Source organism: Comamonas koreensis (assembly GCF_014076495.1).
Classification (GTDB): Bacteria; Pseudomonadota; Gammaproteobacteria; order Burkholderiales; family Burkholderiaceae_C; genus Comamonas; species Comamonas squillarum.
In genome coordinates, this window is sequence record NZ_CP043575.1 from 3286546 (window position 1) to 3310127 (window position 23582).

Below are 23582 nucleotides of genomic sequence, written 5' to 3' on the forward strand. Positions count from 1 at the left end.
TCTCGCCCGTCGCCTTGCCCTGCAAGGCCTGCGGCTACTGCGCCGCCAAATGGTTCAACAAAGCCTTGGCCGCCGACGACAGCAAGGCCGCGTCCCGGTAGCTGATCGCAAACTGCCGCTTCGCCCAGTTGTCCGCCAGCGGAATCACCCGAACATCCGTGTTGGCGGCAAAGCTCAGTGCCACTTCGCGCGGCACCACGCTGATCGCCAGATTGGCCTGGACCACGCGCAGCGCGGCATCAAAGTTGGAGACGTGCACGCGGTGGCGCAGCGCCTTTCCTTCTTGTGCGGCGGCGCGGGTGAGCAAAATTTGCACTGCGCTCAACGCCGGCATGCTGACATGTTCGTAGTCCAGTACGTCAGAGAAGTGCACCGCTGCGCTTTGCGCCATGCGTGCGATGGGGTGGCTTTTGTGGGCCGCAATGGCCAGGTGGTCGCTGCTATACGGCTGGGTCTGCAGGCCGCTCAAATCGGCTGCGTCCCAGCAAATCCCCATGGCCGCACGCCCTTCGCGCACGCCGCGCACCACATCCGGGCTCACGCACTCCTCCAAAGTCACACGGATACTGGTGTGCGCGGGTTGCTGCAAAAAACTTGCGACATGGTCGGCCAAGGATTCGGCCATCACCGACGCCGTGACCAATACCCGTACCTGCCCCTGTACGCCCTTGCTATAGGCCGCCATTTCTTGCTGCATGTGGTTGGCGGCGGCCAGCATGGTGCGCGCATGCTCTAGCAAAGTCTCACCCGCCGCCGTGGGGCGCAGGCCGCGCCGTTCGCGGATGAACAAGGGCGCGCCCATCTGGTGCTCAAGCTGCGCCAGGCGCTTGCTGATGGCAGATGCCACCAGCGCCTCGGCCTGCGCCACACGGGCAATGCTGCGCTGCTCGCAGACCTGCACAAACAGCCGCAGGTTCAGCAGACTCAGGTCATACATGATTTTCCTTTTTGGAACGAAACCGCTTCCGCATTGGATTATTGCTGATGCTTTGGAAAATCTAAAATCAGAGCCAACGACAAAAGCCAGGAGACACGATGACCGCCACCTCAACCCTTGCTACACGGCGCGCCAGCATTCGCGAAGTTGGCCTGCGCGATGGCCTGCAAAGCCTGGCCAGCATCGTCAGCACCGCCGACAAATGCGCCTGGATTGACGCCGCCTACGACGCCGGTATGCGGGAGATGGAGGTGGGATCGATGGTGCCCGCGCACCTGCTGCCCCAGCTGGCCGATACCGAAGCCGTTCTCGCCCATGCCTGCAGCAAACCCGGCTTGCTCGCCTCTGTCCTGGTACCCAACCTCAAAGGCGCCGAGCGCGCCTTGGCAGCGGGTGCGCAGTCCATGGTCGTGCCGTTGTCGGCCAGCCATGCGCACAGCCTGGCCAATCTGCGCAAAACACCTGACGATGTCGTGGCGGAAGTCGCCCGCATCCGCGCAGTGCGCGACGCAGCGGGCAGCCGCGCCCACATTGAAGGCGGCGTGGGTACGGCCTTTGGCTGCACGCTGCAAGGCGATGTGGCCGAAAGCGAGGTGCTGCGCCTGATGCAGGCCTTGCTGGACGCAGGCGCCGACCATGTGAGCCTGGCCGATACCGTGGGCTATGCCGACCCCGACAGCGTGCGCCGTTTGTTTGAAAAAGCCCGGAAACTGGTGGGCGACCGGCTGCGCACCGCCCATTTTCACGACACCCGCGGCATGGGTCTGGCCAACGCCTATGCGGCCTGGCAAACCGGCATCACCCACTTTGACGCCTGCCTGGGCGGCATTGGCGGCTGCCCGCATGCACCGGGTGCCAGTGGCAATGTGACCACCGAAGACCTGGCCTATATGCTGCAGCGCATGGGCATTGATTCGGGTCTGGATGTTCCCGCCCTTTTGCAGCTGCGCCAACGCATGCACGCCTGGCTGCCCAACGAGCGGCTGCACGGCAGCCTGTGGCAAGCGGGGGTGATTGCAGCACCCCAGGCCTCTACCGCCATTTGCCCTTAAGTTTTAGACCAAATCAACCGCTGACGCTCACCCCATGCGCGCTAGTAGCTATTAAAATATGAGTACTCCATCTCCCTCTCCATCGCTCCCACTCGCCGGTATCCGCGTGGTCGAATTCACCCACATGGTCATGGGCCCCACCTGCGGCATGGTGCTAGCCGACCTGGGGGCCGAAGTCATCAAGGTTGAACCTGTCGAGGGTGACCGCACGCGTTACTTGCTGGGTGCGGGCGCCGGCTTTTTCCCCATGTTCAATCGCAACAAAAAAAGCATTGCGCTGGACCTGCGCCAGCCCCAGGGACTGGAAGCGGCCATACGCCTGGCCAGCACGGCCGATGTAGTGGCGCAAAACTTCAAGCCCGGCGTGATGACCAAGTACGGCCTGGATTATGCCGCGCTGTCCAAGCTGAACGAGCGCCTGATCTATGTGAACCACACCGGCTTTTTGCCCGGGCCGTACGAGCACCGCACAGCGCTGGACGAGGTCGTGCAGATGATGGGGGGCCTGGCCTACATGACAGGCCGTCCCGGCGACCCGCTGCGCGCGGGCACCAGCGTGAACGACATCATGGGCGGCATGTTTGGCGCGATCGGCGCCATGGCAGCGCTGATGCAGCGCGCCCAAACCGGCAAGGGGCAAGAGATTGACTCGGCGCTGTTCGAGAACAACGTCTTCCTCGTCGGCCAGCACATGATGCAGTACGCCGTGACGGGCGAGGCGGCCGAGCCCATGCCCAACCGTATCTCGGCCTGGTCGGTGTACGACGTGTTCACCGTCCAAGACGGCGAGCAGATCTTTTTGGCCGCCGTGAGCGATGCCCAGTGGCGCACCATGTGCCAGGCCTTTGGCTGGGCCGATCTGCTGGCCAACCCGCGCTACACCACCAACAACGAACGCGTACGTGAGCGCCCGGCCCTGCTCGCCGATCTGCGCGCGCGCCTGGCACGCATGGATGTCGCACAGGTCGCCAAAATCTTTGAAGACAACGGCCTGCCCTACGCCCCCATCAGTAAGCCAGAACAACTGCTGGACGACCCGCACCTGCAGGCCACCGGCGGTTTGGCCGAGGTAACACTGACCGACGGCGAACGCGCCGGCCAAACCGCACAGACCACCTTGCTGCCGCTGCGCATGGCGGGCGAGCGCCTGACCGTACGCCAAAACCCGCCGCGTCTGGGCGAGCACACCGCCGAGTTGCTGGCCAGCCTGGGCTACGACGCCGCGCAGATCAGCGCCATGCAGGCCGCCCAGGCAGCTGCATAATGCTACTAATATAAGAGCATAAAATCCTTTATAGACAGGCGAAAAGCCGCAATCAGGAGACAAACATGCACCCCACCCGCCCATACACCCGCCGCACCGTACTGGCCATGGCGCTGGCCAGCCTCACTAGTGGCGCCTTGCCCGCGCTGGCGCAAACCAAGCCGGCAGGGCACGACAAAGCGCTGCGCGTCATCTTGCCGCTATCGGCGGGCTCGGGGGCCGACGGCGCCATTCGCGCCATAAGCACGCCCATCAGCAAAGCCCTGGGCCAGACCCTGGTGATTGAGAACCTGCCTGGCGCAGGCGGCATCACCGGCACGGCGCAGATTGTGCGGGCGTCCAAAGATGGGGACACCATTGGCATCGTCAGCAACAACCACGTCGTCAACCCCAGCCTGTACAAAAACATTCCCTTTGATTCGATCAAGGACATCGCGCCCATCACCATCATCGGCACCACGCCCTTTGTGCTGGTGGCCAACCCCAAGGTGCCTGCACGTACTGTGCAGGAGCTGATTGCCCACGCCAAGGCCCATCCCGGCACCCTCAATTACGGCTCATCGGGCAATGGCACCATCCTGCATTTGGGCGCTGCCATGTTTGTCGAGCAGGCACAGATCGATGTGCCCCACATCCCCTACAAGGGCATGGGCCAGCTGATGAATGACTTGCTCAGCGGCCAGGTGCAGCTGGGGGTGGTGGCGGTCGCACCCGCCATGGCCCACATCAAGGCCGGGAACCTGCGCGCCATTGGCATCACCAGCGCCAAACGCAGCGCCAGCCTGCCCGATGTGCCCACCATTGCCGAACAAGGCCTGCCGCAGTACGAGCTGGACGGCTGGATCGCCGCCATTGCCCCAGCGGGTGTACCCAAGACAGAAATAGATCGCCTCTACCAAGGCTTTGTGCAAGGCATTGCCTCCCCAGAAGCCCGCGAAGCGCTAATAGCCCAGGGCTACGAGATCCAGCTCACCCCGACGGATGTGGCGACCCGTTTTATGGCGAGCGAAAAGCTGCGCATGCAGGCGGCGGTGAAAGCCGCACAAGTCAAAATGGATTGAGACCGCAGATGGATCGAACTCCTCCAACAAAAGGCAGATTCAGACTGCTCTACGCTTTTGAGACTGTCTTTTCGCACGGAGTTGCTACTATGAAACCTTGGATCGCCACCGCTGCCCTAGGTGTTTGGCCCCGGCATTTGATGGATCGGATTCATTTTGAATCATTCGGGCTCGGATGACGAAAGCGAGGACGGCAATCGCTGCGCTGCTGTAGTTCAGCTTTGTGAAGCGGCCCGCTGCAACGGGTTGTGAATTCAACCGGTCAATGCAACACAATATCTGCCTTAGGCTGAATGAGTGTTTGTATGAAGCAAACACCGCGGATGTACTGCACCGAAGCTCACGCCCCGCTGCGCCATGCCACAATCGCGCAGCCCACCACCTCCCCCTCAAAGCAAAGAATAGCCTTGTTCAAAAAACTGGACTCCGTCGTGCTGTTTGTCGCCGATATCGATGCCGCAGCCGCCTGGTATGCCCAGCTCTTGGGCACGGAGGTGCAGCACGAGAACGCGCACTATGCCTTTGTGCAGGGCCCGGGCCTGTTGATCGGCTTTCATCCCGCCGATGGCAAATGCCCGGGCGGGGTGGGCGGCACGACGGTGTACTGGGAGGTGGCTGATCTGGGCGCTGCTATCGAGCGCCTGCAGGCCCATGGCGCGCGGCTCTACCGGGGGCCGATGACGACCAGCCTGGGGGCCACAGCGGCCATGCTGCTGGACCCCTTTGGTTGCAGCCTGGGCTTGCATTGCCCGGCAGGCAGCTAGCTGCCGGCGGCAAGCTGCGGGCGGCAAACCTTTACTGCAGCGCCTGGTCCGGGTTCTGCACCACCTGCAGATGCAGGATGCTGAAGTACAGCGTGATATCGCCTTGCTGGTCGATAAAGGTGCCAATGGCGCGCTGCAGCCGGGCGGCAATGCAGAGGCACTCGGTTGCCTCGGGCCGGCCGCCAGGGATGCTTGCGGTGGTCAGCAAGGCCAGCTGGTGCTCGCGGCCAAAGTCGTGGACGACCTCCAAGGCCTGGCCATGCTGGGCGGGGATATTGGCATTGGCCCAGCTCCACACAAAGCTGCCTTCGCTCTCGCTGCTGGTACCCACCAGGCAGACGGTGCCCTGCACCTCATGCAAGGGCGCCTGCAGCACCAGGCTGGCGCTTTGCAGATCCCAGTGGTAGTGCGGCGCGCTGTGCAGGCCAAACTGGCGGGGCCACTCGGTATTGCGGGCCATCATGGTCTCGACGGCTTCGCGGCTCCAGGCGGCCCAGTCGGTCTCGCCCCCTTTGGGGCTGGTGGTGGTGTCGTTCATAGCGCTAGCGGTTCAAAATGCAGCCGCCATTGTCGGCCAATCCGGGCCTGCTGGTCAGCAACCGCGTCGGCCCTAAAAAAACCGCCCCTTGCACAGGTGCGGTCCATCGTTCAGCAAGCTGAGGGCGCTATCAGTTCAGGCCAAGCATGCCGCGCAGCTTGGACAGGTCTTCGGCCAGCGTGTTCACGCGGCCGGCCAGGATCTTGCGGTCGGCCTCATTCAGCTTGGTGTACAGCTCAAAGCTGCCATCGGGCTTGCGGTACTTGGCCAGGATGTCGAACACGGTCTTGAAGTTCGATGCGGTCTTCTCGACAAAGGCCTTGTCCTTTTTCTCGACCAAGGGGCGCAACAGTTCAAAAATCTTGTCCGCACCTTCGAAGTTGGCCTGGAAGTCGTCCAGGTCGGTGTGGCTGTAGCGCTCTTCTTCACCCGAGATCTTGGTGGCAGCCACCTCTTCCATCAGCACCGCAGCGCCGCCCACGACCTTTTCAGGCGGGAAGGTCAGGCCGCTCACGCGCTTTTGCAGCTCCTTGGCGTCGGCCAGCAGCTTGTCGGCAAAGGGGGTCAGGCCCTTGGTGCTCTTCTCGACCCACAGGCCGTACTCGATGCGGTGGAAGCCGGTGAAGCCCGGGTCCTTCTCGGCTTTTTCATGGTCATCGGCGCGCGAGTCCATGCTCTTGTCCAGATCGGCAAACAGCTCGGCGATAGGCTCGATGCGCTCATAAGGGCGACGCACGGTGGCGTACATCTTCTTGGCTTCTTCGACCTTGCCGGCCTTGACCGCATCGGTAAAGGCCTGCACACCCTTGACCAGCTCGCGCAGGTTGGTGTTGACGTACAGCTTGTACTCGGCCAGCGGCTTGACCAGCTCCAGCGCAGACACGCCGTCTGCTGCCCAGCTGGACAGGGGAATGACGCTGGCACTGCCGGCCAGCAGCAGGCCTTGCAAGAATTGGCGACGCATGGACATACGAGAACTCCTAGATACTGTTAGATTGATAATTTTTGGCTTCCAGCATCCCAATGCCCAACCCAGGCTGGCGTCCTTCATGAAGATGGACGCGCCCAGGCCTTGCAGTACAGACACCAGTGGCTGGTTAGGAAACGAGATCAGGCCTTGGCGGCAGCGGCCAGCAGGCCGCGTCCCAGCCAGTCATGGGCGTCGGCCACGCCCGGCAGCACATAGAAAAAGCCGCCGCCAATGGGCTTGATGTATTCTTCGAGCGGCTCGCCATCGAGCCGCTTTTGCACCGTGACAAAGCCCTTTTCCAGATCGGCCTGGTAGCAGATGAACAGCAGGCCCATCTCCAGCTGGCCCGACTTGGTCACGCCATTGGAGTAGTTGAAGGGGCGGCGCAGGATCAGGTTGGCCTCGCTGCCATGGTTGCGTGGGTTGGCCAGGCGGATATGCGCATCCATCGGCGTCTTCTTGCCTTCGGGATCGGCCGCATAGTCGGGCGTGTCGTGCTCGGTCTTCTTGCGCGCATCGAGCGGCGCACCGCTGTCCTTGTCGCGGCCCATGATGGCCTCTTGCTCGCCCAGCGGCGTGCGGTCCCAGCGCTCGACAAAATTGCGGATGATGCGCACGGCCTGGTAGCTGCCACCAGCGGCCCAGGCGGGTTCGTCCGACTCGGGCTGCACCCAGACAATGCGGCGCATCATCGCGTCGTCATCGGACTGGGGGTTGGCCGAGCCATCACGGAAGCCCAGAAAGTTGCGCGCGCTCTCTGCGGACTGGCCCACGGCGGCGGGAATCGGCGGCACCGAGCCCTCCTGCTTCCAGCGCACCATCAGCAGATCGGGCAGGTTCTTGATGATGTCGCGCAGCGCATGGATATTGGTATCGGGCGTGTTGGCGCAGAACTGGATCGACAGATCGCCATGGCAGAGCGCGGCCTGCAGCGCGTCATTGGGGTGCTGCTGCATGGGGGTCAGGCGCTTGGGGCACTGGTTCTTCAGACCAAAGCGGCTATCAAACAGGCTGTGGCCCACGCCGACGGTCACCGTCAGTGCATCGGGCTGCACCACCGGGCCCAAAATGCCCGAGCCAGCCGGCGGCAGCTTGGGATCGAGCACTGGTTGCGCGCCGCCCTGGGTCAGAAAGTGGATGCGCTCGGTCAGGGTTTTGAACAGGCGCTCGAGCTCCGCCTGGTTGCTGGCCAGCACATCAAAGCTGACCAACATGCCGGCCAGCGGCCGGGGCGTGACGATACCGGCCTGGTGCTTGCCGTAGAACGGCACGCGCTGCTGCGACACGCTGGTGTGCGGCGCATCGGCCACCTGGGTATTGCCGGGCGAGGCGTCTTCCGCAGCCAGCGCCTGGCGTGCAGGCATGCCCGCCAGCACGCCGGCGCCCATGACGCCAGCGGCTTCCCCCAGCCAGCGCCGCCTGGCGGGGTCGGTACTGCCCGGAGCTGCGGATTGAGACGCGTTCCTGTTCTTGAACAAAGACATGTGGTGCTTTCTGTGTGTTATTTGTAGAAATAGAAGGCGGAAAGTTCAGGGCTGCAAGCCCAGCGCTGCATTGACCTTGGCCATGCTTTGCGATGCCTGGTAGAGCGCCTGGGCCAGGTTCTGGCACTGCACCGGGTTCAGCGCGGTGCCGGCTGTGTCGCCCACCTGGCTGTCATCGGCGGGCACGCCCAGCTCTTGCATGCGCTGGCGCAGCTTGGCCAGGCTGTCTTGCAGCTGCTGGTTCAGGCCCGGGTTGGCATTGGCCAGCACGGGGCCCAGCACTTGCTGGGCCTTGTTGGCCGCAGCCCAGCTGCCGTAGAAAAACTGCAGCACGGCCAGGCCCTGCTCGGGCGTGGTCGCCTCGCCAGGGATCAGCGTCGAGGCGCGCTCCAGCGCCTTGGCCGCAGCGGCAGCAATCGACTGGGGCTGCAAGGCCGCGTCACCCAGGCGCTGGGCCAGTTGTTGCACATCCTGCTGCAAGCTGGTGGCCAGCGGCAGCAGCTGGTCTGCCGCCTCACCCGCTTGCAGGCCAGCAGCAATGCGCTGCAGCCCCACAAAGGCCGGGTCCTTGTCGCGCAGCGCAAAGTCTGCGGCACGCGCATCGATGCGGCCATTCAAATCACCATACTGCACCGCCAGCGGTGCCAGCTTTTGGTACTGGCCACGCGCCAGCGCTGCCAGCTGCTGCGCATCGGCGGGGTAGCCGTCTTGCGGCATCGCGCCGGCTTCCAGCGGGTGGGCCAGGCGCTGCTGCAGCGCATCGACCATCTCTTGCAGGCTGGCCGTCTCGGTCAGCATATAGACCTGGTACTCGGCCAGTGCGCCCAGGAAGGCGGTCACCGGCGGCTTGGCCGCCTCGGCCTTGAAGGCGTCCGAGGTCGTCACCGTCAGGCTGCCACGCGCGGCGTTGAGCAGGCCGCAGGTCATCTCGTAATTGCCTGGCACCAGGCGAGCGCTCAGCTGCTGCGTCATGCCTGGCAGAATGTTCTCGCGCTCTTCGAGCACCATCACGCCGTCCAGAATCTCCCACTCCAGCGCGCGCTGCGATTGGTTGACGATGCGGAAGATCACCTTGCCTGCCGGCACCGTCACCGCATTGGGGGTGCAGGTGCCCTGGTTGATCTCAATGGTCACCACTGGCACGCCATCGGCTGAGGTGGCGCTACCCGCAGCAGCGCCGCTGGCATGCGGCGCGGTCGATGCCTGCCAGAAGGCAGCAGCGCCCAGCAGGAACACGACCACACTGCCCAGCACCACCGGGCCCAGACGCGGCGCAGATTCTGCAGCGGGCACGGGGGTCGGTGCAGCGGCGCGGGTGGGCGCGGCAGGCACGCCGGCCACAGCAGGCGCCACCTTGACCGGCCAGAAAAACATCACCAAGGTCACGGCCAGGTACAGCGCCCAGGCCAGCACTTCGCCGACGACTGGCGCATGCATATAGCCCAGCAGGCCGCCCAGAATCACGCCCAGCGGGCTGTCCTCGGGCAAAACACCGCTGCTATCGAACACGACTTGCTGCAGCTGGTTCCAGACACCAGCCTCATGCAGGCGGCGCACCGCACCAGCCAGCAGGCCAGCCGCGACCACCAAGATAAAGACGCCGGTGTAGCGGAAGAACTGGCGCAGATTGATGCGCACACCGCCTTTGTAGAGTCCAATGCCCAGCAGCACCGACAGCGCCACGCCGAGGAAGGCGCCAGCCGCTGCGCCCCAGCCCGAGCTTTGCTGAAAGATGGCGAGCAAGAAGAAGACCGATTCCACCCCTTCGCGGGCGACGGCCAGAAAGACCATGCCGATCAGCGCCCAGCTGGCACTGCCCGAGGTGCTGAGCGCCTTGTCGACCGAGGCCTGCAACTCGCCCTTGATCGAGCGCGAGGCCTTGCGCATCCAGAAAACCATGCCCGTCAGCATGCCCACGGCGATAAAACCGACCAGGCCTTCAAACAGCTCCTGCTGCTTTTGCGGAAACTCGGCCGCCATCCACTGCAGGCCAGCGCCGACAAACAGCGACAGGCCCAGCGCGAGAAACACCCCGGCCCAAACGGCGGGCATCAGGCGGGCGCGGCCCGTGTGGCGCAGGAAACTGGCAATGATGCCAACGATCAGCGCGGCCTCAATGCCCTCGCGCAACATAATCAAAAAAGGAACCAGCATGTAATGTGTTGCTCAAGCCGGGGGCGCATGCCAAGGGCCGCGCCGCCTGCTGATCTTTCTCAGTTCTGTCGATAAATGCCCAACCGCGCCGAACGGCCCACGGCCAGCCGCAGGCAGACAATGCGGCGATGCAGCAAAGGCAGGTGCAGCATGTTAAGACCAAATCGCCGTCGCAGTCAGCGCAACCGAAGGCCGCCTACACGCGGGCACAGCATTTACAAGCAAAAACGCATATCTTATCATCGCGCACATGGCTTTGAAGCTATCAATTAGATAGCACCGGCCATCCAAGAAACACCCATGCCGCCATCATGGCGTAAGGCTGGCTTCAGCCTCGGCTCCTCTCCCGCACCGCACTGGGGTCCTGGCCAGCAGCTAGACGCCCAGCTTTTCAGTCAGGCGCACCAGATCGGCCACTGAGCTCAGCTGCAGCTTGCGCATCGCATTGCTACGCCGCACTTTCACCGTCACCTCACTCAGCTGCAGCTGGTGCGCAATCTGCTTGTTGAGCAGGCCCTGCACCACCAGCCGCACCACCTCGCGCTCGCCCTCGGAGAGCGCCTGCCAGCGGCCATGGCTCTCGGCCCGGTCCGCATCCTGCAGGCGCCGGGCGCGGTCTTGCGCAATGCCGTGGTGGATGGCATCGAGCAGATCCTGGTCCCGAAAAGGTTTGGCCAGAAAGTCGATGGCGCCCTGCTTGATGGCCTTGACGCCCATCGCAATATCGCCGTGTCCGGTGATGAAGACCACGGGCAGCAGCAGGCCCAGGCTCTGCATCTGGCGCTGGAACTCCATGCCGCTTTGCCCGGGCATGCGCACATCGAGCACCAGGCAGGCGGGCGCATCAGCGGGCGGATGCGCCAGAAATTCGGCCGCAGAGGCGAAGGAGCGCACAGGCAAGCCGACAGAGGCGAGCAGATCCTCCAGCGCGGCGCGCACCGAGTGGTCGTCATCGACCACATAGACCATCGCAGCTTCCGTCATGCCAGGCCCTCCTGCGGCGCCACCGGCACGCTGAATGCAAACACCGCCCCACCCTGTAGATGGGGCTCCGCCCAGATATGGCCACCATTGCTCTCGACAATGCTGCGGCTGATGCTCAGCCCCACGCCAATGCCCTCATGCTTGGTGGTCCAGAAAGGTTCAAACACCTGCTCCTGCGCACCAGCGGGCAGGCCCGGGCCGCCATCCGATACCCGAAACACCAGCTTGTCCTGCAGCTGCAGCGATTCCACCAGGATGGTGCGGCGCGCTATATCCACCAAGGCCGTGGCCTCCATCGCATTGAGCACCAGATTGGCGATGACCTGCTGGACCTGCACCGGATCGGCCAGCGCCAGGGGAAGGCCAGCGGCCAGATCGGCACGCATCGCGATGTCCAGTCGCTGTATCTCCGCCTGGGACAGCGCCAGCACTTCGCGCACGGCGGCGTTGAAGACAAAGGGCCTGGGGCTGGCGGGTTCGCCCTTGCTGAGCTTGCGCACCCGGCCAATGATGGCGCTGGCCCGGTCGGCATCGCCCAGAATGCGCAAGAGCGCCTGCCGGGCCTTGTCCAGGTTGGGCGGGTCTTGCTCCATCCAGCGCTGGCAGGCATGGCCGCTGGTCACGATCGCTGCCAACGGCTGGTTGAGCTCATGCGCAATCGAGGTGGTCAAGCCCTCCAGGCTGTGGATGCGCGAGATGCGCAAGAGCCTGGCCTGGGCCTCATGGGCGGCCGCGCGCGCCAATTCCGCCCTGCAGGCCAGGTAGCCCGTGATCAGAATGGCCACCGTGCTGATCAGCATATTGATCTGGCCTGCGCGCAGGTCGCCATAGCGGGTGATGAAAAAGCTCAGCCAAGTCAGCGCAATGCAGCTGCCGGTGAGCACCATGAGCCCCCGCAAGGCCAGCACATGGGCCATCGCCACAATGACCACGGTGTAGAACACCGACACCGCCACTTCGTAACGGGTCGCCGTGTCGATCAGAAACAGCAGCACCAGCGCGAGCACCATCGCCATGACGTGCAGGCCTGGGCGGCGCCAGAGTTGGGGTGGCAGGAACGGGGTCGTCATCAGAAACACGCACACAAAGCGGCGCTGGGTTGCAGGGATCGCAAAAGGCTACCACGTCAACGGCAACGTGGGACCAAAGGCCCCCCACATCAAAAACGGGTGTTCAGTCCAAAAGCCACCCGGCTCACGGTGGTCTGGCTGGCATCCACGGCCGCATCCAGTGCATAGGCACGCCCATGGGCAACAAAGGCATAGACACTGGTGCTCAGCGACAGCGGGTGGATATAGCCCAACGACATCACCTGGCTGGTTTTCGCGCGCGCACCGCTGTCCTGCCAATCCCAGTTGGGCCGCGCCTGGGACCACTGTGCTTGCAGCTCGCCGTGGTTCAGAGGGATGGACACACCCAGATAGAGCGCGTCCAGGCGGCCGCCATCGATGAACTCGATCGGCCCCAGCCCCTTGAGCCCGGCCGCCTGCAAATCCGCCGAACCATCGCCGCCATTGCGCCCGACAAAGCCATTGCGCTGGCGGCTCCAGCCCGCCGCCAGGCGTGCCACGCCAAAGTTGTAGCTGGCACCCAGTTGCGCGGCACTGGGGTGCCGGCCCGCCAAGCCAGCGTGCAAAAGGACGGCATTGGCCTGCTCCCAGCTCGCAGCCAGCAGCCAGGGGCCGTCCTCATAGCGCAGTGCCAAACTGTAGAGCTTGTGGGTGGCGCTGCCCGTCGTGCCTGCGGCTGGCGCGTCACCCGCATCAAAGCTGTAACTGGCGCCCAGCTGTACACCGCCCCACTGCGGGCTGCGCCAGCTGATCTGCTGGGACACCTGGTAGTTGTCCGAGGCCCGCAACAAGGCGCCCACACCAAAGCTCTTCCAGGACCCGACCTCGATCGCACTGACAAAGGCCTGGCCCACGGTGTACTGGCGCCCCAGGCGCAGCTCGCCCAGGCTCGCATTGCCCACCCCCACCCAGGACTGGTAGTTGAACGGCCTTGCCGGGTCATCGGGCGCGCCGTGGGTGGCATCCAGGCCGCCTTCCAGCGCAAAGGCGGCGTAGCTGCTGCCACCCAGTGCCTCGCGGCCCTGCAGGCCCCAGAGCGAATCGGACTGGCCGCCACTCAGCAGGCTCTTTTGCGTTGGCGCCCCGCTCACCCGGGTCCAGCCGATGGCGGCATCGACCGTGCCATACAGGCGCAGGCTGGTCTGCGCCAGGGCTGGCATTGCGGCTGCGGCGGCCAGTGCGGCTGCACCGCTGGACAGCGTACGGGCCCAAGCCCGGCGGACGGATGGCTGCCGGGGCGGGGCCGAGCGCAAGGCGACCCTGGGAAAAAACAATGGCGACATAGCGGGCTCGGTCATGGCGCGGCCAGGGCGCTGTCGCATCCTGCGACGGGCGCAGCGGCCTGGCTGCTGAAAAAGGGGCAGGTGAAAGATAAAGGGCAAACGGCGGGTGAGGCAATGGCGCAAAAACAACCGATGCAATGGACTTGGTGCTGTCATCGCAATGTGCCCGAGTGCTTGACCATCCAGACAGGGATGGCGGTGAGCACCAATACGGCGAGCAACTGCATCCAGAGCGAGCCCTGCCAGGACAGCTCGGGCATCACCCGAAAATTCTGGCCATACCAGTTGATCAGGGCCGTACCCGGAATAAAGGCCGCCCAGAGCACACTGAATACCTTGGTCACATTCAGGTCGCTCATTGCCACCGTTTCCTCGGCCGCACGGCGGTGGAAGCGCTGGCGATCGAGCATGCAGCGAGCCCGCCGCTGTACGCCCTCGATCTCGGCCAGCAGCGCATCCACATGAATGCTCTGCAGCTGTGATCCCTGCCAAGCACCGCGGCGCAGCTGCATGGCTGCCTGGGCCAGGTCATCGAGCGCCTGCACAACCACCGACAGCGGCCGGTGGAGCATGGACAGATGGCTGTCTACATCGGTCAGGTCTTGGGCACCCCGGGTGCCGGGCGTGCCCACCGTCAACTGGAAGCTCCGCAGCGAGCGCATCGAGGTCGCCAGCCCCTTGTCGATGCCGTCCAGCACCAGACCGGTCTGGCCCAGCAACTGGTGCAGCAGCACCAGCGCGACGGCATGCGCGCTGCCCGCAGGCAAGCCCTGCGCCTTGAAGCGCTCGAGCGCCTGACCCGGGCGCAGCATGCGGTAGCCTGTCTCGACCGTGTAGAGCGCCTGCGCATCCGCAGCCTGGTGCCACAGCAGATCGGCCACCAGCACCCTCCCGTCTTGCACGCGCGCGCATCGGATGCGCATCGCAGCACCCGCACCCCATTGGCGCTGCGCGGTTGTTGGCAGCAGGTCGATGCCATGGCGCCTGCCCAGGTCATCGAGCGCCTGGGGGCTGGCGGCATGCAGGCGCGTCCATAGAGGCAAGGTTTGATCCCACGTCATCGCATCCACCCCTTGCGTTTGATGTAGGCCAGCGGCACCAGCGCGAACAGGCCTGTCAGCCCCATGACCATCCACTCCCCCCAAGGCAGCGCCAGCTCGGGCATGTAGGCAAAGTTCTGCCCGTAAAACGCAGCGACCAGGGTGGGAGGTGTGAAAACAGCGGTGACCACGGTGAACACCTTGATCACCTGGTTCTGCTTGATATCGAGGGTCGTCATCAGTGACTGCTGCAGGTTGCGGATCTTGTCATGCTGAAACCGGGCATAGCGCCGCAGGCTGTGGATGTCCGACAGCTGCACCGGCAAGCGCTGCCCCCAGTGTGCATCGCCTGCCGCGCGCCGCAGCCAACGGCCTGCACGCGCCAGCATCAACTGCCCCTCAACCGCCTTGGCCACCAGCTCCTCGGCCTCACCCAGTGCCATGGCGGTGCTGGCGATATCCGCCACCCCTGCCTGGCGCTTGGCGGTGTCAAACCCGCCGCTGGCCGCGGCCACGGCATCGCTGCGCTCGTCCAGGCGCGCGGCGATATCGCGCAAGCTGGCATGGGCCGCGTCGTTGAGTGCGTCGAGCATGCAGAACATCGCTGTGCAGGGGTCGAGGGCGCAGCCATCGCCCATGGACGCGAGCAGTTGCTCGCCAGCCTGGTCCAGGGCATGCAGGCGCGGGCCCTGCTCCACGCTGATGAGCCGCTCCTTGCCGAGCGCAAAAAGCACGACCGTCTCCCGGAACGCCTCGTCCTGGAGCAGGACCAGCTCCAAAGGGATGACGATAAAGTCGCCTTCCTGCGTTGCCGCCCGGCCGCGCTCCCAGGACAGGTTGAGCCTATGCAGACGCTGCGCAGCCGCCAGCGACTCGCCCTGCTGGGCGTTGAGGCGCAGCCAGCCGGCCTGGGCCAGGCGGGCGTCTATGAGGCCACCGGCCGCGTGGCAGTGGATACGGGCCTCGCTCATCGCTGCACCTCACTGGCGGTCGGCGCGGGTTCAGCGGCTTGCTTGGCCCTGTCCTGCTGGTCCAGCACATAGCCCCCATACAGATGCAGCGCGGCAAAGCTGCCCAGGATGAGTGCATACAGCACGATCACCGCGATCATGATTTCGCGCTCAATCTGCGCGGTACGCGGGCGGCTGGCACGTGCCTCGTTGATCGCCTGGCGGCGCTGCGATGCGGCCTGGCTAGCATCTTGCAAGCTCAGGTCGGCATTCCACACCAGGCCTTCGAGTTGGCGGTTGAGCGTGGTGTAGCTAAAGCTAATTTTGTCAGTCGTTGGCGGCATCAGAAATACTCCAGGTAGGGGGTCACAGACTTCGCACTGCTTCTTGCGGCAAGCAGAAATGTGGTCTTTGCAATGGCATCGCTGCGCTCAACGCAGCCAGCCGCGGTGTTTGACATAGAGCAGCGGCAGCAGCGCCAACCCAGCCGTCAGGGCGATGGTGAAGGGCTCGCCGTATTGCCACTCAAGGATCGGCATGCGGGCAACGTTCATGCTGTAGTAGGTAGAGATCAGCATCGCGGGCAGGAACAGGGCCGTCACGACGGAGAACACCTTGACGATCTGGTTTTGCTTGACGTTCAGCGCCATGTTGTTGGTGGTCTGGAGCAGGCGCACCCGGTCATGCACAAAGCTCTCATGCTCCTCCACGGCCTCGATGTCTTCGATCAAGGTGCTAAGCAGCGGCTGGAGAGGCGCATCAGCTAGGGGCATCCGCGCCAGCGCATGGCGGGCCGCCAGCGCCAGCTGCAGCTGGCTCTCCAGGCAATCGGACAGCAGCTCTTCGACCTCGCCCAGGTCCAGCTGCGCTGCCACCACATCGCTTACGCCAAAATCGCGGTCCCGCGCCTCCAGGCTGCCCAGCACCGCGTTGGTCTGCACCAGCACGCGCCCCAGATCGCTGTTGAGCGAGTCCAGCAACGCATCGGTCGCATCATTGATGGCCTGCAGGACCAGCACAAAACTCTCGAATGCCCGCGCTCCATGGCCTTGGCGTTGCATCCTGGCTTGCGCCATCTCCAGCGCCTGGGGTGCGTCGCTGGGCTCCAGAGAAAGGAGCATGTCCCGGCCAAGCACAAAAATGACGCGACTGGCTCTCTTGCAGCCTTGCTCCACGCCTAAAAACGTGATCGCAAAGTAGCTGAACTCGCCATCCTGGCTCAGGTTGCGTTGCAGGCCGTAGGCTATGTCCAGCCCCAGGCTTTGCTTGATGTCTGCCAGCTTGCCAGGCTCATCGGCACGGATCCGCAGCCACTGGGGCACAGCGTCCCCGTTGGCATCGGCAGCGGGTTGGAACAGGTGGGAGCTACGCTGCATACTCATGGCGACGGCTCCTGCACGGATGCATCGGATGTGAGAGAACGCGCGCTTTCGTAAAAGCCCGCGTGCGAGCCCGAGGTGGACGAGGTCTTGGTATCCCGGTGGTAGTTGCCAAAATGCAAAGCTGCCACGGCAAGCAACAAGATGCCCCAGGTAAGACCCAGCATCGACAAGGACAGGCGCTCATAGCGTGACCAGTGCCGGGGCCGCTGCGGCGGCACTGCAAAGGGGCGGCGTGCAGGCCGGCTCCAGACGAGGCCATGGAGGGCCCGCTCGGTGTTGACCGGCAGTGGTAATCCACCGGGCGACGGGTATTGGGAAGATGGCATGGTGCATCCTGGTTGGCGCAGCCCTGCCCGGCCCTGGCGCGCAAAAGCGCGTGCCAGGGGCTGGCGGGATAGCGGGTTGGCAAGAAAAGGGCTGCAGGCGCCGCGTGTGGCAACGCGCAGCGCAGGTGCTAACGGCGGGCGCTCGCGGCGGACCGGTCTGCGGGCAAATCGGCCCGTGGGCCCCCTAGCCAGCACAGCGCGCGGGAGCGGCCCGAGGGCCGGTAAGCCGTCAACCTGGCTGGGCGGTCAAGGCCCTGCAGGCGCTGACGGGCAACCCGGCTCAAGAGGGCGACCACCCGTGCCCGGTCAGCGGTGGGCAGCATTGCCAGTGCATCGGCTGCCACCGGGCCGGAGAGGCCCGACAGCGCCTGGGCGAATGGCTTGTCGCCCTGGGATGCCAGAAAGGCGGGCAGCACCGAAGAGGCGTCAGACGCCACAGCGGCCCGGATGACGCGCTGCAAAAGCGCGGTGGATGGGGAGTGAAAAAACAGCATGAGAAGGTCCTTGGGGCAGCGCCTCGCCAAGGCCTCTCATGCATTCAGGCGCGAGATGGACTTGGGGCGATGGCCCGATAGGGGGTGGTGGTGCACTGCAAAGGGAGGCGGCGCTTGCAGCAGCGCATGTCAGGCTCAGGATCGGGGTCCATGGCTTTTCTCCAGGTCAAAAGTTCTGCGGATGCCCATGTCGTGCTTCAACAACTGAGGTGCGCATCGGCGGCAATCGTCGGGCGCTTACATGGACCGGGGCGGAGCGTCATCGTTGTGCGACAGTGCAGGTCTTTCGCGACGACAAAAAGAATTCTCGCAGGCTGGCGCGCCAATCGCCACTGGTCTTTGGGGTAGATGCCACCGCCATTGGGATGGGGGCGATATACGAAGGTATATGGCGCCAACACATGCCGGCCTCCAACCCGACAGCAAATAAAAAAAACCGGCAGCCCTCACGGGTCTGCCGGTTGCGCAAAAACAGCCTGGGCGGCATCAGCCAGCCCGGGCCTGGGCCTTATCAGCCCAGTGCAGCCACCGCTGCGTTGAAGGTGCTGCTGGGGCGCATCACGGCGTCCAGCTTGGCGGCGTCAGGCTGGTAGTAGCCGCCGATGTCAGCAGGCTTGCCTTGCACGTCCTTGAGTTCGGCCACGATCTTGGCTTCATTCTCGGCCAGGCTCTTGGCCAGGGGCGCAAACTTGGCTGCCAGTTCGGCATCGGTCGTTTGCGCGGCCAGGGCCTGGGCCCAGTACAGCGCGATGTAGAACTGCGAGCCACGGTTGTCCAGCTCACCGGTGCGGCGCGATGGCGACTTGTTCTCGTCGAGCAGCTTGCCGGTGGCCTGGTCCAGGGTCTGGGCCAGCAGCTTGGCGCGCTCGTTGTTGTTCTTGATGCCCAGCTCTTCGAAGGACACGGCCAGCGCCAGGAACTCTCCCAGCGAATCCCAGCGCAGGTGGTTTTCTTCCACCAGCTGCTCGACATGCTTGGGGGCCGAGCCGCCAGCGCCGGTTTCGTACAGACCGCCGCCTTGCATCAGCGGCACCACCGACAGCATCTTGGCCGAGGTGCCCAGCTCCAGAATCGGGAACAGGTCGGTCAGGTAGTCACGCAGGATGTTGCCGGTCACCGAGATGGTGTCCAGGCCACGGGCTGCGCGCTCCAGCGTGAAGCGCATCGCGCGCACTTGCGACAGGATGTGGATGTCCAGGCCGTTCGTGTCGTGGTCCTTCAGGTAGGTTTGCACCTTCTTGATCAGCTCGGCTTCGTGTGGGCGGTACGGATCCAGCCAGAACACGGCAGGCATGCCGGAGTTGCGGGCGCGGGTGACAGCCAGCTTGACCCAGTCGCGGATTGGGGCATCCTTGACCTGGCACATGCGCCAGATGTCGCCCTGCTCCACGTTCTGGCTCATCAGCACTTCGCCGGTGGCGATGTCCACGATGTTGGCCACGCCGTCTTCGCTGATCTCGAAGGTCTTGTCGTGCGAGCCGTATTCCTCGGCCTTTTGCGCCATCAGGCCCACGTTGGGCACGGTGCCCATGGTCTTGGGGTCGAAGTTGCCGTGCCACTTGCAGAAGTTGATCACTTCCTGGTAGATGCGGGCAAAGGTCGACTCAGGCATCACGGCCTTGCAGTCGTAAGGCTTGCCATCGGCGCCCCACATCTTGCCGCCGGCGCGGATCATCGCAGGCATCGATGCGTCCACGATCACGTCGTTGGGCGAATGGAAGTTGGTGATGCCCTTGGCAGAGTCCACCATCGCCAGCGCTGGGCGGCCTTCCTGGCACTTGTGCAGGTCGCGGATGATTTCTTCGCGTTGCGAGGCAGGCAGGGTTTCAATCTTTTCGTACAGATTGGCCATGCCGTTGTTGACGTTCACGCCCAGCTGATCGAACAGCTTGCCGTGCTTCTCGAACGCTTCCTTGTAGAAAATGCGCACGCAGTGGCCAAACACGATGGGGTGGGACACCTTCATCATCGTGGCCTTGACGTGCAGCGAGAACAAAATGCCCGACTGCTTGCAGTCTTCGATTTCCTTTTCGTAGAAAGCCAGCAGGGCCTTCTTGCTCATGAACATCGAGTCGACCACTTCGGCGTCCTGCAGCTTGACCTTGTCCTTGAGCACCACGGTCTTGCCGGACTTGGTCTCCAGCACCATCTTGACTTCGCGGGCCTTGTCCAGGGTCATGGACTTTTCGCCGTGGTAGAAGTCGCCCTCTTCCATGTGCGAGACATGGGTTTGCGACCACTGCTTCCACTCGCCCATCGAGTGGGGGTGCTTCTTGGCGTAGTTCTTCACGGCCAGCGGTGCGCGGCGGTCGGAGTTGCCTTCGCGCAGCACGGGATTCACTGCCGAGCCGATGCACTTGCTATAGCGCGCCTTGATGTCTTTTTCTGCGTCGTTGGCAGGGCTGTCTGGGTAGTCAGGCAGCTTGTAGCCGTGGTCTTGCAGTTCCTTGATCGCTTCTTGCAGCTGGCCCACCGATGCGGAAATATTGGGCAGCTTGATGATGTTGGCATCTGGCGTCAAGGTCAGCTTGCCCAGGTCGGCCAGGTTGTTGGGCACGCGCTGTGCTTCGGTCAGAAACTCAGGGAATTCACCCAGAATGCGGGCTGCCAGCGAAATATCACTCTCGGCCACATTGATGCCAGCGGCGCTCGCAAAGCTGCGAACAACTGGCAAGAACGCTGCGGTCGCCAGACGAGGCGCTTCGTCGGTCAGGGTGTAGATGATGGTGGGTTGCTGGGTAGTCATCTGGTCTTTCAAGTGGCAAAAGTTCTGATGTGCGTCGCGCCCTGGCCGGTCTCCACGGCCCAGGGCGCGCCCGCGTAAACTCCGTCATGATGGACCGCTCGCCAGTCGTTGGGAAGCCTGTCCGTCAAATGTTGCAATGCAATATCACAATACGGAATTCAACACCAAGGATTGTCGCTGCTTTTTAAGTCTTATACAAGAGTTGGCCCAGCGAATTGTTGAGCCATAGCACGCAGCTGCCGCAAAATACGGTGTCAATGCCCGTTATGCCAGCGCCGCACGACAGCGCTGTGAAACCCCAGCCCGCTCTTTGCTTTGCGCTTTTGATCCTTTTTACCGCTGTCCCCGCCATGACCACGCCCCTGTCCTCCGCCCTCACCTTGCACGAAGCCGATGTGCAGTGGACGGCCATCCGCGCCCAGGGGCCCGGTGGGCAGAACGTCAACAAGGTCAGCTGCGCCATCCACCTGCGCTTTGATGTGCGCGCCTCGCGCCTGCCCGAGCCCGTGCAGACCCGTTTGCTCGCGCTGGCCGATTCGCGCATCACCCAGGATGGGGTGGTCGTCATCAAGGCGCAGAGCTACCGCACCCAGGAGCAAAACCTCTGGGATGCGCTTGAGCGCCTCAACGCGCTGGTCGCCAGCGTGGCGGTGGAGCCGCGCAAGCGCCGCGCCACCAAACCCACCTGGGGCTCGCAGCAGCGCCGCCTGCAAAGCAAAAGCCTGCGTGCCAATGTCAAAGCCCAGCGCGGCCGGGTGCGGGATTGACCATGCACCGCGCCCACTGGCGAAGGGCCGGTGATAATAAGAAGTAATCTCATTGGCCAACGCCTGTATTTTCATGAATGTGCGACGCAGCATCCTGATCGTCGATGACCACCAAAGCATCCGCGACCCTCTTGCCACTTTCATGCGCCGCTATGACTTCGATGTCGACACCGCCGGTGATGGCCTCGCCATGCGGCAGCTGCTCAAGGAGCACCGCTACGACCTCATCATCCTGGACGTGATGCTGCCCGGCGAGGACGGCCTGTCGCTGTGCGGCTTTGTGGCCGAGCACATCGGCACCCCCGTCATCTTGCTGACCGCAATGACCGACCAGGCCGACCGGGTGGCGGGCCTGGAGATTGGTGCTGATGACTATGTGCTCAAGCCCTTTGACCCGCGTGAGCTGGTGGCCCGGGTGCGCAGCGTGCTGCGGCGCGGTGCCCGCAGACGGGCAGACGATGCGGCGCAAACGGCTGCTGCGCCAGAAGCCTTGACAGAAAAGCGCTACACCTTTGAAGGCTGGTCCTTTGACCTCGCCACGCGCGAGCTGCAGGACCCCGGCCTCAGCCCCGTGCCGCTGACCACCGCAGAGTTCCATCTGCTGCGCGCGCTGCTGGAGAACTCCAACCGCGTGCTCAGCCGCCAGCAATTGATGGACCTCACCCAGCGCGAAGGCGCCGCATTTTTTGACCGCAGCATCGACACCCAGATCAGCCGCCTGCGCAAGAAGCTCGAATCGGACCCGCGCCAGCCCCGCATGCTCAAGACCGTGCGCGGCGACGGCTACCTGCTGGCGGCCAGAAACATCCGCCTGGCGCCATGAAGCTGCTGCCGCGCACCTTGGCCGGCCAGTTGCTCGCGCTGTTGCTGCTGGCCCTGGTCGTCGCCCACCTGGTCGCCGTCTTGCTGCTGACCTGGCTGCGCCAGGACAGTGACGTGGTCCACCCGCTGTCGGCCCACACCATCGAGACCCGGGTCACCGCCGCCTACCGCGCGCTGGAGAGCAGCCCTGAATCGGCCCAGCGCCTGGTGCAAAGCATCAGCCTGCCCGATTCGCAGTTCCGCATCCGAGCGCGCCCCTTTGACGACGGCCAACCCGTTAGCGAGCAGGAAGCCAAGCTCACCGCCAGGCTGCAAGAGCGCCTGGGCCTGGATGCGGGCGCCAACGCTGCAGACCCGCCGGTGCGCATCCATCTGCGCATGCGCTCGCCGTTGGCCGCCAGCCAGGCCGGCGATGTGGACCAGGACATCCTCGCGCTGCTGAGTCCGGCGTTCGAAGAAGATGGCAGCTGGATGCTGCATGTCGATGTGCGCCTGCCCGATGGCCAGTGGCTCAGCAGCTGGCACCTGCCCACCATGCTGCTCAGCCACTGGAGCCGGGTGCTGAGTTTTTCCATCCCCGTGGGCATGCTGCCCATCATCGTCATTGCGGTGCTGTTTGGCCGGCGCATCATGCAGCCGCTGCGCATGCTCACCGAGGCGGCCCAGCGCATCAGCCGGGGCGAGCGCTCCGCGCACCTGCCGCTGTCAGGGCCCGAAGGCGTGCGCGAAATCATCGAAGCCTTCAACGAGATGCAGGACCGCTTGCTCGGCGTCGTCAACGACCGCACCCGCATGGTCGCCGCCATTGGCCACGACCTGCGCACCCCCCTCACCTCGCTGCGCATCCGCGCCGAGCTGGTGGACGATGACGAGCTGCGCCAGGCGATGGTGAGCACCATCAACGAGATGCACAGCATGGTCGAAGAAATCCTGCACTTTGCCCAGGACGACGCGATGCGCGAAACCACCCAGCCGGTAGACCTGGATGCGCTCGTCGGCGAAGTCGTCGAGCAGCAGCGTAGCCTGGGCCGCCAGGTGGACTGGACGCCGCCCCCCAGCATCAGCTACCGCTGCCGCCCGGCCCACCTCAAGCGCGCCCTCGCCAACCTGATCGACAATGCCGCGCGCTATGGCCGTGTGCAAGTCCAGATGACCGTGCCGGATGCTGCTGACCCTGGCACGGCGCGCAGCTTGCGCATGGAAATCGAAGACGAAGGCCCCGGCATTGCGCCGCAGGACATGGAGCGGGCCTTTCGGCCCTTTAGCCGGCTGGAGGTCGCCCGCAACGGGGAGACGGGTGGCTTTGGGTTGGGGCTGGCGATTGCGCGCTCATGCGTGCGGGCGCATGGGGGCGAGTTGAAGCTGCATAACCGCAGCGAGGGTGGGTTAAGGGCGGTGATTGAGTTGCCGGCTTGAGGCCCTGTCAAAGCCAGCACTCCAGGCGCCGAAGAGATCAGCACATCGCTTGACACTCAGGCGACAACAGGGCGACAC

22 protein-coding genes are annotated in these 23582 nt (G+C 64.2%); 7 read left to right on the top strand and 15 right to left on the bottom strand.

Annotation, left to right across the window (positions count from 1 at the left end):
- Window positions 1-34 precede the first annotated feature (34 nt).
- Window positions 35-937: a LysR family transcriptional regulator gene (locus tag F0Q04_RS14900; protein ID WP_182341700.1), complete on the bottom strand. Its 903-nt coding sequence runs from the start codon at window positions 935-937 to the stop codon at window positions 35-37.
- Window positions 938-1035: 98 nt separating this feature from the next.
- On the opposite strand from F0Q04_RS14900, the gene F0Q04_RS14905 reads away from it, so the two are divergent.
- The 4 genes from F0Q04_RS14905 (at window position 1036) to F0Q04_RS14920 (ending at window position 5078) form a co-directional block, all read left to right on the top strand.
- On the top strand, window positions 1036-1989 hold the full coding sequence (locus tag F0Q04_RS14905; RefSeq protein WP_182341703.1) for a hydroxymethylglutaryl-CoA lyase: 954 nt from the start codon (window positions 1036-1038) through the stop codon (window positions 1987-1989).
- Between the two features lie 58 nt (window positions 1990-2047).
- Complete coding sequence (locus tag F0Q04_RS14910) at window positions 2048-3253, top strand: CaiB/BaiF CoA transferase family protein (RefSeq protein ID WP_182341706.1); 1206 nt, start codon at window positions 2048-2050, stop codon at window positions 3251-3253.
- A 65-nt stretch (window positions 3254-3318) separates the two neighbouring features.
- Window positions 3319-4314, top strand: coding sequence for a Bug family tripartite tricarboxylate transporter substrate binding protein (locus F0Q04_RS14915; protein WP_182341709.1), 996 nt, complete (start codon window positions 3319-3321; stop codon window positions 4312-4314).
- A 407-nt stretch (window positions 4315-4721) separates the two neighbouring features.
- Window positions 4722-5078: a VOC family protein gene (locus F0Q04_RS14920; protein ID WP_232539357.1), complete on the top strand. Its 357-nt coding sequence runs from the start codon at window positions 4722-4724 to the stop codon at window positions 5076-5078.
- 31 nt (window positions 5079-5109) lie between these two features.
- Here F0Q04_RS14920 and F0Q04_RS14925 read toward each other — a convergent pair whose 3' ends face one another.
- The 14 genes from F0Q04_RS14925 to F0Q04_RS14990 all read right to left on the bottom strand — a co-directional run bounded on the left by F0Q04_RS14925 (window position 5110) and on the right by F0Q04_RS14990 (window position 20499).
- A complete protein-coding gene (locus F0Q04_RS14925; protein ID WP_116924014.1) occupies window positions 5110-5616 on the bottom strand; it encodes a DUF6882 domain-containing protein in 507 nt (168 codons plus the stop codon).
- Between the two features lie 130 nt (window positions 5617-5746).
- Window positions 5747-6586, bottom strand: a complete 840-nt coding sequence (gene efeO / locus F0Q04_RS14930) for an iron uptake system protein EfeO (protein WP_198424321.1) — start codon at window positions 6584-6586, stop codon at window positions 5747-5749.
- 140 nt (window positions 6587-6726) lie between these two features.
- On the bottom strand, window positions 6727-8070 hold the full coding sequence (efeB, locus tag F0Q04_RS14935) for an iron uptake transporter deferrochelatase/peroxidase subunit (RefSeq protein WP_182341712.1): 1344 nt from the start codon (window positions 8068-8070) through the stop codon (window positions 6727-6729).
- A gap of 45 nt (window positions 8071-8115) precedes the next feature.
- A complete protein-coding gene (gene efeU / locus F0Q04_RS14940) occupies window positions 8116-10224 on the bottom strand; it encodes an iron uptake transporter permease EfeU (protein ID WP_182341714.1) in 2109 nt (702 codons plus the stop codon).
- A 375-nt stretch (window positions 10225-10599) separates the two neighbouring features.
- Window positions 10600-11208, bottom strand: a complete 609-nt coding sequence (locus F0Q04_RS14945; RefSeq protein WP_182341716.1) for a response regulator transcription factor — start codon at window positions 11206-11208, stop codon at window positions 10600-10602.
- The gene (locus F0Q04_RS14950; RefSeq protein ID WP_182341718.1) at window positions 11205-12278 is read right to left on the bottom strand and encodes a sensor histidine kinase; all 1074 of its coding nucleotides are present in this window, start codon (window positions 12276-12278) and stop codon (window positions 11205-11207) included. The genes F0Q04_RS14945 and F0Q04_RS14950 overlap by 4 nt, the downstream gene beginning before the upstream one ends.
- Before the next feature lie 89 nt (window positions 12279-12367).
- A complete protein-coding gene (locus F0Q04_RS14955) occupies window positions 12368-13561 on the bottom strand; it encodes a porin (protein WP_182341720.1) in 1194 nt (397 codons plus the stop codon).
- 152 nt (window positions 13562-13713) lie between these two features.
- On the bottom strand, window positions 13714-14622 hold the full coding sequence (locus F0Q04_RS14960) for a CorA family divalent cation transporter (protein WP_182341722.1): 909 nt from the start codon (window positions 14620-14622) through the stop codon (window positions 13714-13716).
- Entirely contained in the window at window positions 14619-15572 is a 954-nt protein-coding gene (locus F0Q04_RS14965; protein WP_182341724.1) for a CorA family divalent cation transporter, read from the bottom strand. Before F0Q04_RS14965 ends, F0Q04_RS14960 begins: the two co-directional genes overlap by 4 nt.
- Entirely contained in the window at window positions 15569-15895 is a 327-nt protein-coding gene (locus F0Q04_RS14970; RefSeq protein ID WP_182341726.1) for a hypothetical protein, read from the bottom strand. Before F0Q04_RS14970 ends, F0Q04_RS14965 begins: the two co-directional genes overlap by 4 nt.
- Window positions 15896-15982: 87 nt before the next feature.
- Window positions 15983-16933: a CorA family divalent cation transporter gene (locus F0Q04_RS14975; protein ID WP_232539358.1), complete on the bottom strand. Its 951-nt coding sequence runs from the start codon at window positions 16931-16933 to the stop codon at window positions 15983-15985.
- On the bottom strand, window positions 16930-17259 hold the full coding sequence (locus F0Q04_RS14980) for a hypothetical protein (RefSeq protein ID WP_198424322.1): 330 nt from the start codon (window positions 17257-17259) through the stop codon (window positions 16930-16932). The genes F0Q04_RS14975 and F0Q04_RS14980 overlap by 4 nt, the downstream gene beginning before the upstream one ends.
- A gap of 128 nt (window positions 17260-17387) precedes the next feature.
- Window positions 17388-17753 (bottom strand): hypothetical protein, encoded by a 366-nt coding sequence (locus F0Q04_RS14985; RefSeq protein WP_182341729.1) that lies wholly within the window; start codon window positions 17751-17753, stop codon window positions 17388-17390.
- Window positions 17754-18264: 511 nt separating this feature from the next.
- Window positions 18265-20499: an NADP-dependent isocitrate dehydrogenase gene (locus F0Q04_RS14990; RefSeq protein WP_116924459.1), complete on the bottom strand. Its 2235-nt coding sequence runs from the start codon at window positions 20497-20499 to the stop codon at window positions 18265-18267.
- 350 nt (window positions 20500-20849) lie between these two features.
- Here F0Q04_RS14990 and arfB point away from each other — a divergent pair, with 350 nt between their 5' ends.
- The 3 genes from arfB (at window position 20850) to F0Q04_RS15005 (ending at window position 23504) form a co-directional block, all read left to right on the top strand.
- Window positions 20850-21266, top strand: coding sequence for an alternative ribosome rescue aminoacyl-tRNA hydrolase ArfB (gene arfB / locus F0Q04_RS14995; protein ID WP_116924024.1), 417 nt, complete (start codon window positions 20850-20852; stop codon window positions 21264-21266).
- A 73-nt stretch (window positions 21267-21339) separates the two neighbouring features.
- Window positions 21340-22089: a response regulator gene (locus tag F0Q04_RS15000; RefSeq protein WP_116924025.1), complete on the top strand. Its 750-nt coding sequence runs from the start codon at window positions 21340-21342 to the stop codon at window positions 22087-22089.
- Window positions 22086-23504 carry an ATP-binding protein gene (locus F0Q04_RS15005; protein WP_116924026.1) on the top strand — a complete coding sequence of 473 codons (1419 nt, stop codon included), beginning with the start codon at window positions 22086-22088 and terminating at the stop codon, window positions 23502-23504. Before F0Q04_RS15000 ends, F0Q04_RS15005 begins: the two co-directional genes overlap by 4 nt.
- The last annotated feature ends 78 nt before the right edge of the window (window positions 23505-23582 follow it).